We start from the raw sequence: 11,937 nt of genomic DNA, 5'->3' as shown, positions 1-11,937 counted from the left end.
GGAACATGACCGAGTACGAGCCCTCGGGCGACCCGGGCGCCGATGTGTACGACGCCGTCGTCCTGGCCGGCGGTGCCGCCCGGCGGCTCGGCGGGGCCGACAAACCGGGTGTGCGCGTCGGCGGGCGGGCGCTGCTCGACCGCGTTCTGGCGGCCTGCGCCGGCGCGGCCACCACGGTGGTCGTCGCCGGCCCCCGGCCTACCGCGCGCCCCGTGCTCTGGGCCCGCGAGGAGCCGCCGGGCGCCGGCCCGGTCGCCGCGCTCGACGCGGGGCTGCGGCGCACCACGGCCCGGTATGTCGTCGTGCTCTCCGCCGATCTGCCGTTCCTGGAGGCGGGGACGGTACGGCGGCTGCTGGCCGCGTTGCGGGCGAGCGGCGCCGAAGGGGCGGTGCTCACCGACCCCGAGGGGCGCGACCAGCCCCTCGTGGCCGCCTACCGGAGCGCTGCACTGCGCCGCGAACTCACACGGCTGGCCGCCGAACAGGGCCCTTCCGGCGCACCGGAACTCCCCCGTCCTCCAGACCTCGGCGATCCTTCGGAACTTCCCCCGCGCCCCGGTCTTGCCGGCCTTCCGCTGCGGCGGTTGGTCGCCGGGCTCGGCCTCACCCGTATCTCCGACCCCGTCGCGTCCTTCGACTGCGACACCTGGGACGACATCGCCGCCGCCCGATCACGCATCAGGGAGCATGGGCACGTGTTGGATGAATGGATTTCCGCAGTCAAGGACGAGCTGGGCATCGACCTCGACGTCGATACCGGCGTCCTCCTCGATCTCGCCCGCGACGCCGCGCACGGAGTGGCCCGGCCCGCGGCCCCGCTGACGACGTTCCTCGTCGGCTACGCCGCCGCGCAGGCGCAGGGAGGCCCCGAAGCGGTCGCCGAGGCCGCCCGCAAGGCCGCCGCCCTGGCCCTGCGCTGGGCGGACGAGGAGGCCGCCGAGGCCAAGCCGGACGCCGGATGAGAGGGAGCGGCGCCCGGGGAGGTCCGGACATCGACGAACGGTATGTGGAGGAGGCTCTGGCCGTGGTCGACGACAGCGGCGGGCGCGGCCGTCCGGGCGAGGCCCGCTCCGCCCGCCCGGCCGAGCAGCGGCACGACCCGGAACAGCACGACCGGGACCTCGAAGAGGCCCTCGCCCTGGTACGGGACCTCGGCCCAGGTGACGGCCGGTCCGATCCGCGTACGTCCGGAACCGGACCCCGTACCCCCCGGCATCCCGGCGCCCGGGACGACGGCCAGGACGGCCCGGGGGCAGCAGCCTCCTCGGCGGCCTCGTCCGAGCACCACCCGGGCCATCAGGCCACGCCCTGGCCCGAGGCCCGGGCCGTCGCCGCGCGCGCGGCCCGTTCCGTGCCCCGCCGCGACCCGGTCGACGTGCCCCTCGACGCCGCCCTCGGCCTGGTTCTCGCCGACCCCCTCACCGCGCTGACCGACCTTCCCTCCTTCAACACCTCCGCCATGGACGGCTGGGCGGTCGCTGGCCCCGGCCCCTGGGAGGTGCGGGAGGAAGGAGTCCTCGCCGGGCACACGGAGCCGGCTCCCCTCGAGGACGGGGAGGCCGTGCGGATCGCCACCGGTGCGCGCATCCCCCCGGGCACCACCGCGGTCCTGCGCAGCGAACACGGGCGCATGGACGACAAGGGCCGGCTGCACGCTGCCCTTCCCCCGGCTCCCGGCTCCGCGCGGACCGGGGGCACCCCCACGGTCGCGCACGGCCAGGACATTCGGCCGCGCGGCCAGGAGTGCCACGCGGGCGACCAGTTGCTCCCCCCGGGGGCCCTGATCACCCCGGCCGTGCTCGGGCTCGCCGCGGCCGCCGGGTACGACACGCTGTCCGTGCGGCCTCGCCCCCGGGTCGAAGTTCTGGTCCTGGGGGACGAGTTGCTCACCGAGGGGCCGCCCAGGGACGGCCTGATCCGGGATGCGCTCGGCCCGATGCTGCCGCCCTGGCTGCGCGCGCTCGGCGCGGACGTGGTGGCCGTCCGGAGGCTCGGTGACGACGCCGAGGCCCTGCACCGGGCGGTCACCTCCTCGACGGCCGAGATGATCTTCACGACCGGGGGCACAGCCGGGGGACCCGTCGACCATGTCCATCCCACCCTGCACCGTATCGGCGCCGAACTCCTCGTGGACGGCGTGAAGGTGCGCCCGGGACACCCCATGCTCCTGGCCCGCACCCGGGACGACCAGCACCTCGTCGGGCTGCCCGGCAATCCCCTCGCGGCCGTCTCCGGCCTGCTGACCCTCGCCGAGCCCCTGCTGCGGGGCCTGACGGGGCGTGTGGCCTCCGAGCCGTACACGCTGCCCCTGAGGGGCTCCAGTCACGGTCACCCGTACGACACCCGGCTCGTCCCCGTCGCCGTTCACGCCGACCATGCCGTTGCGCTGCACTACAACGGCCCGGCCATGCTGCGCGGCATGGCCGCCGCGGACGCTTTGGCGGTCGTACCGCCCGGAGGCGCTCAGCCCGGTCAGGAACTGGAACTGCTGGACCTGCCCTGGGTGTGGGCGCAGTGAGCCGGACCGGGGGAGATGGGGACTGTTTCACGTGAAACATCGGAATCCGGCGCCATCACGCAGCCCAGACGGGACGCACCCCTGCCCCACCTGAGGCATCTCTGGTCCGCCACCGGGAACTGCACGGCGGGGCGGCCCACCGCCAGGAGTAGCGTCCCTCTCATGTACGCGATCACGATTTCTGAACCCGGTGGGCCCGAGGCGCTGGTGTGGGCGGAGGTCCCTGACCCCGTACCGGCCGAGGGCGAGGTGCTGGTCGAGGTGGCGGCCAGCGCGGTCAACCGCGCCGACCTCCTCCAGCGTGCGGGCCACTACAACCCGCCGCCCGGTGCGTCCCCGTACCCCGGACTCGAGTGCTCCGGGCGGATCGCCGCCCTCGGTCCCGGTGTCTCCGGGTGGGCCGTCGGCGACGAGGTGTGCGCGCTGCTCTCGGGCGGCGGCTATGCCGAGAAGGTCGCGGTCCCGGCCGGACAGCTGCTGCCGGTGCCGAAGGGGCTCGACCTGCTTCAGGCTGCCGCACTGCCGGAGGTGACCTGCACGGTCTGGTCGAATGTGTTCATGATCGCCCATCTCCGTCCGGGTGAGACGCTGCTCGTACACGGCGGCACCAGCGGTATCGGCACGATGGCGATCCAGCTGGCCAAAGCGGTGGGCGCGAAGGTGGCGGTCACGGCGGGCAGCAAGGAGAAGCTGGACCGCTGCGCCGAACTGGGCGCGGACGTGCTGATCAACTACCGCGAGCAGGACTTCGTGGAGGAGATCCGGCAGGCCACGGCCGGGGCGGGTGCGGACGTCATCCTCGACAACATGGGGGCGAAGTACCTCAACCGCAATGTCCAGGCCCTCGCGCTGAACGGCAGGCTGGCGATCATCGGCATGCAGGGCGGTGTGCAGGGCGAACTGAACATCAATGCGCTGTTGCGGAAGCAGGCGGCGATCACCGCGACCTCGCTCCGGGCGCGCCCGCTCGGAGAGAAGGCGGCGATCGTTGCAGCGGTGCGGGAGCACGTCTGGCCGCTGATCTCCTCGGGCCATGTGCGTCCGGTCATCGACCGCGAGATCCCGATGAGCGACGCGGCCGCGGCGCACCGGTTGCTGGACGAGAGCGGACACATCGGAAAGGTGCTGCTGGTGAAGCCTTGAGGGGCTGCCGGTCCGGCACTGGCGAGGGGCGGCGGCCGGGTCACTCCCGGCGCAGGCGCAGACCGAACAGGGCGATGGCCATGCCGAGGCCGATGAGCATCAGGCCGCTGCCGAGGGGCAGGACCTCGACCACCGGTCTCGGGGCGGCGGCCTGCCGGGCGGGCAGGGCGGAGGCCTGAGCGGAGGTCTGGGAGGGGGCGGGCAAGGTCCCCGGGGGGACGGCCGCACCGAGGGAGGCCTCCGCGTCCGCGCTGGAGTCCTGGACATCGGGCTCCGTAGTGGTCGTGGCGTCCTCCTCGTCCGGCGCCGTCTCGGCGGGGTCCGTGTATGCGCCGTCGCCCTCGTCCTCCCCCGGCTCGGTGTCCGTCTCTCCCGGCTGTACCCGTCCCTCACCGGCCCAGTTGCCGGGCCGGGAGGGATCGGCCGAGGGCTGCGAGGGAGGCGACGAGGGGGACGAGAGCGAGAGGGGAGCGGCCGGCTGAGGGGGTGGCGCGGGCACCGGCCGGCCCAGTGCCGCCGTCCCGGCGGGTGTCACGGATGACGGGGGGCCCGCCGCGGCCGTTCCGGGGGACGCCTGGGTCGCTGTCGCGGGTGGGGGCTGAACGGAGTACGAGACGGTCCGGTCGCCGTGCGCGGGGCGTATCCCGGACCCGGGCGATATGACGTATGCGGCGGTTATCCCGTACGCGCTGAGGACGGCGGTCGTCGTCAGGACCGGTGGCAGGACGGCGGCGCGGAGTGTGCGGAACGTGGACGGCGTAAGCAGCCATGGAGTCACGCGCGTGACCCCCTCCCGTGCTCGGAGGCCAAGATCAACGGAACCAGCGTCACACGGACCCCCGTGTCCGGCATCTCGACCGCCCGCCGCTCCGCCGCCCCGGTCCCGGCTCCGGCGGGCGTGCCCGACGCCTGCCGGGCGGCTTCCAGAGGGTGGATCACCCTTCACCGAGGGCACATGCCTGATGTCGTGTACGGGTACGAGAGAATGGCCGCATGGAGATGCCGAGGAACGACAGGTCGTCGGAGAACCCCCAGAAGATCCTGGTCGTGGGCCAGGACGGAATGGCTCTCGGCGGCACCGGAGACGTTGACTCCCGCGAGATCCCGGTGACGGAGCAGGTGGAGCAGCCGGCGAAGGTCATGCGCATCGGCAGCATGATCAAACAGTTGCTGGAGGAGGTGCGCGCCGCTCCTCTGGACGAGGCGAGCCGGCAGCGTCTGAAGGAGATCCACGCCAGCTCGGTGAAGGAGCTGGAGGACGGTCTCGCTCCCGAACTCGTCGAGGAGCTCGAGCGGCTCTCCCTGCCCTTCACGGACGAGGCGATCCCGAGCGACGCGGAACTGCGCATCGCGCAGGCACAGCTGGTGGGCTGGCTGGAGGGCCTCTTCCACGGGATCCAGACCACGCTGTTCGCCCAGCAGATGGCGGCGCGGGCCCAGCTGGAGCAGATGCGCCGCGCCCTTCCGCCGGGGGTCGGCTCCCCCGACGGCGAGGAGGACCTTCGCACGGGCGGCCGTGCGGGCGGCCCGTACCTGTGATCCAGGGCGTGCGGCCCGGTTGAGCCCGGCCGCACGAGCCTGTGACCCCGGTCTTGCGAAGGGTCCGGCACCACGACGGTGCCGGACCCTTCGCACTGTGCCGGGAGAGAGCGAGCGGCACCGCGGCCGACGACGAAGGCGGTGTTCGCGCGCGTGAGTTTCGCCACGGACGGCGCCCCGTGGCGAAACTGCCCCTGGGCGGCCCGTTCGCGACTCGGCTCGGTGTGAAGTGTCTGGATCGGGACCTGGCAATCCGGCATCGCGTCCGGTAAGGACGCACCGAAGCCCTACCGCTCCCGTCGGGCGAGGCGCACGGCCGTCGCCGGCCGCCGACGGGGAAGCGCCCCGCATACGGCCTGGTGCGCCGTCGTGGCACATGCCCGGCTCGGGTCCAGCGGCCCCCTTCGCGCGCGTCGGCGGCGGCCCGCCGTGCCCCCGCCTTCCGTGATCGACGTGCGTACCGTCGTCGCTTCGAAGCGGTTGCTCCGTGATCGACGGACCTCTTCCGGCCATGTCTGCTTCAGGGCACCGAGATGCCCGGCCCGGTGCCCGTTCGTGACCGTACGCGCAAGAAGCATCGCGGAAGCGTTACGGGGGTCGTACGGCCTGTGGACGGAATTTGCACATGGAACCGGGCACGCGGTTTGATGACCGGTCCGTCTCGGATGCATCTCGGACCGGGGCCTTGCGCGAAGCCTGTAGCGTGGCCCGTCGGAGACCGTAACAACCACCGCGCAGACCGCGGGCAGAAACGACGGCGAGGACTGATGGCACAGACGCAGCGCGCCCAGGGCCCGTCCGACCCCGAGGCGACTGGCGGCGGGATGTCAGACGCGCCGGAGAACTGGGGCAACGGCGGGCTTGTCGGGGACGGCCGGTACCGGCTGACGCGCAGACTCGGCCGGGGTGGCATGGCCGAGGTGTTCGCGGCCGAGGACGTGCGCCTCGGGCGGACGGTCGCGGTCAAGCTGCTCCGTGCCGACCTGGCCGAGGACCCGGTCTCCAAGGCCCGCTTCACGCGCGAGGCCCAGTCGGTGGCCGGCCTCAACCACCACGCGATCGTCGCCGTGTACGACTCCGGCGAGGACCACGTCGGCGGCCAGTCGGTGCCGTACATCGTGATGGAGCTGGTCGAGGGCCGTACGATCCGCGATCTGCTGCTCAACGCGGAGGCACCCGGACCCGAGCAGGCGTTGATCATCGTCTCGGGCGTCCTGGAGGCACTGGCCTACTCCCACCAGCACGGCATCGTGCACCGCGACATCAAGCCGGCGAACGTCATCATCACCAACAACGGCGCCGTGAAGGTCATGGACTTCGGCATCGCGCGCGCCCTGCACGGGGCGTCCACGACGATGACGCAGACCGGCATGGTCATGGGCACGCCGCAGTACCTCTCCCCGGAGCAGGCGCTCGGCAAGGCCGTCGACTACCGATCGGACCTGTACGCGACGGGCTGCCTGCTGTACGAACTGCTCGCGCTGCGGCCCCCGTTCGTCGGTGAGACCCCGCTGTCCGTGGTGTACCAGCACGTTCAGGACATCCCGGTGCCCCCGTCCCAGGTCTCGGACGGCGCCTCGCCGCCGGAGCTGGACGGGCTCGTGATGCGGTCCCTGGCGAAGGAGCCGGACGATCGCTTCCAGACCGCGGAGGAGATGCGCGGTCTGTCCCAGTACGCCCTGCAGATGCTGTACGACCAGGGCGGCCACACCGGCACCTGGAACACCGGCCCGGTCGCGGTGCACGAGGGCCGGCACACCCCCGCGGGAGGCTTCGCCGGTACGACGGCGATGCCGCACCCGGGTGAGGCCGGCACCACGCAGATTCCGCAGCCCATCCTGCCCACGGGGTACGGCGCCCGGGACGACGGCGGCTTCGAGGGACACGGCAACCGCGGCAGCGGACGCGGCAAGCTGTGGATCCTCGCGGTCCTCGCGGTCATCGCCGTCGCGGCGGGCGTCGCGCTGGCGCTGCACAACACGGGCGGCAGCGGCGGCGGGACGGGCACCACGCAGTCACCGCCCGCGACCAAGAACAAGGACGACAAGCAGTCCCAGAAGACACCGACCGACGAGGCCACCGACACGTCCACGAACGACACCTCGGACTCGAGCGGCGGCTCGGACTACACGCCCTCGTACACGCCGTCGTACAGCTACAGCCAGCAGCCGCCAGCGCAGCCGTCGACGACGCCGGACCAGCCGAGCGCCCCGCCGACCGAGTCGACTCCCTCGGACGAGCCGACGGACACGCCCACGGGCGGCGGCGGCGACCCCTCGGACCCGACGGCGTCGGGCGGCGGCGGGGACACGGCGGGCGCGGGCGACCCGCAGGTGCCCTGAGGGGTCCCGGGGCCTGACGGGCCCCGCAGGACCGTCACGCAGGGAGCGGTGGGACGACCGCAGGGCGCCGGCAGCCGTGCGAGCGGCTCCCGCCCGACGACATGAGGGGGGCCGCCCCGCGAAAACGGCCGCCACGCGCGCGTGGGACCCGGAGACGGGCTCCACGCGCGCGTTGCTTTTCGGCAGGCTCCACGCGCGCGTGCTCGTCCGGACGGCGGCCGCGACGAAGCTGACGGCGGCCCCGGCCGGGCTGGGCGCGCAGCCGCGCGTGCTGCCCCGCCGCGTACCCCGGAGAAGAGCACCTGGCCCGGTCACGGCCGGGACGGAGTCCGAGCGAACGGGCGGTTCCTCACCCTGCGACACCAGCACCACCCCAGAATGAGTCTTCCCGTGCTCCAGGTGAGCGGGATAACGTGCCGTTGTTCCGGCCCCCTGCAAGGCTGTGACCAGCATCTGTGCCCGACTTACTCGATTTACTTGGATATCCAAGCAAAATCCCAGGTCAGGAGGGGTTTCACAGAAATGTGGCGCACTGGGTAACGTGCCCTTTGCAGGGCGCTCGCCGGGGCACCTGTCCGTCTGTCTCGAACGCGTCGCACCCACCCCGTGCGTCCGTGCGCTGCAGGCGAGCCGCTCTCACCGGCCCCAAGCGGGCCGAGGGGATCCCCAGGCACCCGGCGAACCCGGGGGCCGGACCGACGGAGGAGCACACGTGACCGTGGAGAGCACTGCCGCGCGCAAGCCGCGACGCAGCGCCGGAAGCAAGGCCGGCACCACCGGCACCAGGCGCACCACCCGCACCACGCCCAAGAAGGGCGCCGAAGCGGATCTCGTTCAGTTGCTGACGCCCGAGGGCGAGCGCGTCGAGAACCCGGAGTACGACCGGTTCGTCGAGGGCATCACGCCCGAGGAGCTGCGCGGCCTCTACCGGGACATGGTGCTGACCCGCCGCTTCGACGCGGAGGCCACCTCCCTGCAGCGTCAGGGCGAGCTGGGGCTGTGGGCCTCGCTGCTCGGCCAGGAGGCCGCCCAGATCGGTTCGGGACGGGCCACCCGCGAGGACGACTACGTCTTCCCGACCTACCGCGAGCACGGCGTGGCCTGGTGCCGGGGGGTCGACCCCACCAACCTGCTCGGCATGTTCCGTGGTGTGAACAACGGCGGCTGGGACCCCAACAGCAACAACTTCCACCTCTACACGATCGTCATCGGCTCGCAGGCGCTGCACGCGACGGGCTACGCCATGGGCGTCGCCAAGGACGGGGCGGACTCGGCGGTGATCGCCTACTTCGGCGACGGCGCCTCCAGCCAGGGCGATGTCGCGGAGTCGTTCACGTTCGCGGCGGTCTACAACGCGCCGGTGGTGTTCTTCTGCCAGAACAACCAGTGGGCGATCTCCGAGCCGACCGAGAAGCAGACCCGAGTGCCGCTCTACCAGCGCGCGCAGGGCTTCGGCTTCCCGGGCGTGCGGGTGGACGGCAACGACGTGCTGGCCTGCCTCGCGGTCACGAAGTGGGCGCTGGAGCGGGCGCGCAACGGCGAGGGCCCGACCCTGGTCGAGGCGTTCACGTACCGCATGGGCGCGCACACCACCTCCGACGACCCGACCCGCTACCGTCACGACGACGAGCGGGCCGCCTGGGAGGCGAAGGACCCGATCGCCCGCCTGCGTGCCTACCTCCTCGCCTCAAACCACGCGGACGAGGGATTCTTCGCGGAACTCGAGGCGGAGAGCGAGGCGTTGGGAAGGCGGGTGCGCGAAGCGGTCCGTGCCATGCCGGACCCGGACCACTTCGCCATCTTCGAGAACGTGTACGCGGACGGGCATGCGCTCGTCGACGAGGAGCGGGCCCAGTTCGCCGCCTACCAGGCGTCGTTCGCGGACGCTGAAGGGGGCAAGTGACATGGCCGAGAAGATGGCACTCGCCAAGGCGATCAACGAGTCGCTGCGCAAGGCCCTGGAGTCGGACCCCAAGGTCCTGGTGATGGGCGAGGACGTCGGCAAGCTCGGTGGTGTCTTCCGTGTCACCGACGGTCTGCAGAAGGACTTCGGCGAGGAGCGGGTCATCGACACCCCGCTCGCCGAGTCGGGCATCGTCGGCACGGCGATCGGCCTGGCCCTGCGCGGGTACCGCCCGGTGGTGGAGATCCAGTTCGACGGCTTCGTCTTCCCGGCGTACGACCAGATCGTCACCCAGTTGGCGAAGATGCACGCCCGCTCCCTGGGCAAGGTCAAGCTGCCGGTCGTCGTCCGGATCCCCTACGGCGGCGGCATCGGCGCGGTCGAGCACCACAGCGAGTCCCCCGAGGCGCTGTTCGCCCATGTGGCCGGCCTGAAGATCGTCTCTCCGTCGAACGCGTCGGACGCGTACTGGATGATGCAGCAGGCGATCCAGAGCGACGACCCGGTGATCTTCTTCGAGCCGAAGCGACGCTACTGGGACAAGTCCGAGGTCGACCCCGAGGCGATCCCGTACCCCCTGCACAAGGCGCGGGTGGTGCGTGAGGGCACGGATGTCACGCTGGCCGCCTACGGCCCGATGGTGAAGGTGTGCCAGGAGGCCGCCGTGGCCGCCCAGGAGGAGGGCCGGTCACTGGAGGTGCTGGACCTGCGCTCGGTCTCGCCGCTGGACTTCGACTCCGTGCAGGCGTCGGTGGAGAAGACCCGCCGCCTGGTGGTGGTGCACGAGGCACCGGTGTTCTTCGGTTCGGGTGCGGAGATCGCGGCCCGGATCACGGAGCGGTGTTTCTACCACCTGGAGGCGCCTGTGCTGCGGGTCGGTGGCTATCACTCCCCGTATCCGCCGGCGCGGCTGGAGGAGGAGTACCTGCCGGGCCTGGACCGGGTGCTGGACGCCGTCGACCGCGTCCTGGCGTACTGAGGAGAGGGTCGTGACGACGATGACTGACGCGTCCGTGCGCGAATTCAAGATGCCCGACGTGGGCGAGGGTCTCACCGAGGCCGAGATCCTCAAGTGGTACGTCCAGCCCGGGGACACGGTCACCGACGGGCAGGTCGTCTGCGAGGTGGAGACCGCCAAGGCGGCTGTGGAGCTGCCCATCCCGTACGACGGGGTGGTCCGGGAACTGCGCTTCCCCGAGGGCACCACGGTGGACGTCGGCACGGCGATCATCGCGGTCGACGTGGCCGGGGGCGCCCCCGCCGCACAGGCACAGGCGCCGGCGCCCGCCGAGACGGCCCCGGCACCGGAGCCCGTGGCCGAGCAGCCCGCGCCCGCGGCGGAGGAGCCCAAGCCGCAGGGCCGCAAGCCGGTCCTCGTCGGGTACGGCGTCGCCGAGTCCTCCACCAAGCGCCGCCCCCGCAAGACGACCGCGGCCGTCGCCGAGGCCGCCCGTCACGCGGCCTCGGCGCTCCAGGGCGAGCTGAACGGGCACGGCGGCAAGTCCCGCCCGCTGGCGAAGCCTCCGGTGCGCAAGCTCGCCAAGGACCTGGGTGTCGACCTCACGACGGTCATCCCCTCCGGCCCGGACGGGATCATCACCCGCGAGGACGTACACGCGGCCGTGGCCCCCGCCCCCGCGGCGCCCGCCGTGGTGGTCCCCGCTCCGGCGGTGGAGCGCCCGGCCGCCCCGGCGCCCGTGGTGACGTACGACACCGTGCGGGAGACCCGTATCCCCGTCAAGGGCGTCCGCAAGGCCACCGCGCAGGCGATGGTCGGCTCCGCGTTCACCGCGCCGCACGTCACGGAGTTCGTCACGTGCGACGTGACCCGCACGATGAAGCTGGTCGAGGAGCTGAAGCAGGACAAGGACCTCCAGGGTCTGCGGGTCAACCCGCTCCTGCTGATCGCCAAGGCTCTGCTGGTCGCGATCAAGCGGAACCCTGACATCAACGCCTCCTGGGACGAGGCCAACCAGGAGATCGTCCGCAAGCACTATGTGAATCTCGGGATCGCGGCGGCCACCCCGCGCGGTCTGATCGTGCCGAACATCAAGGACGCGCACGACAAGACCCTTCCGCAGCTCGCGGAGGCGCTGGGTGAACTGGTGAGCACGGCTCGCGAGGGCAAGACGTCCCCGGCGGCGATGCAGGGCGGCACGGTCACGATCACCAACGTCGGGGTGTTCGGTGTCGACACGGGCACGCCGATCCTCAACCCGGGCGAGTCGGCGATCCTCGCGATCGGCGCGATCAAGCTCCAGCCCTGGGTCCACAAGGGCAAGGTCAAGCCCCGTCAGGTCACGACCCTCGCGCTCAGCTTCGACCACCGCCTGGTGGACGGCGAGCTGGGTTCGAAGGTCCTCGCGGACGTGGCGGCCATCCTGGAGCAGCCGAAGCGGCTGATCACCTGGGGCTAGCGCCCGGGGCAGATCACGACGAAGGGGCCGGCCGCGAGAAGCGGCCGGCCCCTTCCGCCGTGGTGCGCGAGGGAA

9 protein-coding genes are annotated in these 11,937 nt (G+C 72.3%); 8 read left to right on the top strand and 1 reads right to left on the bottom strand.

Going from position 1 to position 11,937, the window contains the following annotated elements; all coding sequences use genetic code 11:
• The first annotated feature begins 5 nt into the window (after positions 1 to 5).
• From AB0L95_RS07045 to AB0L95_RS07035, 3 genes are all read left to right on the top strand, one after another.
• On the top strand, positions 6 to 962 hold the full coding sequence (locus AB0L95_RS07045) for an NTP transferase domain-containing protein (RefSeq protein ID WP_365158159.1): 957 nt from the start codon (positions 6 to 8) through the stop codon (positions 960 to 962).
• Positions 959 to 2,518, top strand: coding sequence for a molybdopterin molybdotransferase MoeA (locus AB0L95_RS07040; protein WP_365158157.1), 1,560 nt, complete (start codon positions 959 to 961; stop codon positions 2,516 to 2,518). Before AB0L95_RS07045 ends, AB0L95_RS07040 begins: the two co-directional genes overlap by 4 nt.
• A gap of 162 nt (positions 2,519 to 2,680) precedes the next feature.
• Positions 2,681 to 3,661 carry an NAD(P)H-quinone oxidoreductase gene (locus AB0L95_RS07035; protein WP_365158154.1) on the top strand — a complete coding sequence of 327 codons (981 nt, stop codon included), beginning with the start codon at positions 2,681 to 2,683 and terminating at the stop codon, positions 3,659 to 3,661.
• Positions 3,662 to 3,701: 40 nt separating this feature from the next.
• Here AB0L95_RS07035 and AB0L95_RS07030 read toward each other — a convergent pair whose 3' ends face one another.
• Positions 3,702 to 4,439, bottom strand: a complete 738-nt coding sequence (locus tag AB0L95_RS07030) for a hypothetical protein (RefSeq protein ID WP_365158151.1) — start codon at positions 4,437 to 4,439, stop codon at positions 3,702 to 3,704.
• Positions 4,440 to 4,654: 215 nt separating this feature from the next.
• Here AB0L95_RS07030 and AB0L95_RS07025 point away from each other — a divergent pair, with 215 nt between their 5' ends.
• From AB0L95_RS07025 to AB0L95_RS07005, 5 genes are all read left to right on the top strand, one after another.
• Positions 4,655 to 5,200 carry a bacterial proteasome activator family protein gene (locus AB0L95_RS07025; RefSeq protein ID WP_365158149.1) on the top strand — a complete coding sequence of 182 codons (546 nt, stop codon included), beginning with the start codon at positions 4,655 to 4,657 and terminating at the stop codon, positions 5,198 to 5,200.
• A gap of 767 nt (positions 5,201 to 5,967) precedes the next feature.
• Positions 5,968 to 7,542, top strand: a complete 1,575-nt coding sequence (locus tag AB0L95_RS07020; RefSeq protein WP_365158146.1) for a protein kinase — start codon at positions 5,968 to 5,970, stop codon at positions 7,540 to 7,542.
• A 712-nt stretch (positions 7,543 to 8,254) separates the two neighbouring features.
• The gene (gene pdhA, locus AB0L95_RS07015; RefSeq protein ID WP_365158143.1) at positions 8,255 to 9,445 is read left to right on the top strand and encodes a pyruvate dehydrogenase (acetyl-transferring) E1 component subunit alpha; all 1,191 of its coding nucleotides are present in this window, start codon (positions 8,255 to 8,257) and stop codon (positions 9,443 to 9,445) included.
• 1 nt (position 9,446) lies between these two features.
• Positions 9,447 to 10,424 carry an alpha-ketoacid dehydrogenase subunit beta gene (locus AB0L95_RS07010; protein WP_365158140.1) on the top strand — a complete coding sequence of 326 codons (978 nt, stop codon included), beginning with the start codon at positions 9,447 to 9,449 and terminating at the stop codon, positions 10,422 to 10,424.
• A 10-nt stretch (positions 10,425 to 10,434) separates the two neighbouring features.
• Complete coding sequence (locus AB0L95_RS07005; protein ID WP_365158137.1) at positions 10,435 to 11,862, top strand: dihydrolipoamide acetyltransferase family protein; 1,428 nt, start codon at positions 10,435 to 10,437, stop codon at positions 11,860 to 11,862.
• Positions 11,863 to 11,937 lie beyond the last annotated feature (75 nt).

The sequence above is a fragment of the Streptomyces sp. NPDC052036 genome, from assembly GCF_040680495.1.
Taxonomy (GTDB): Bacteria; Actinomycetota; Actinomycetes; order Streptomycetales; family Streptomycetaceae; genus Streptomyces.
This window is presented reverse-complemented; position numbering and strand designations above follow the sequence as displayed.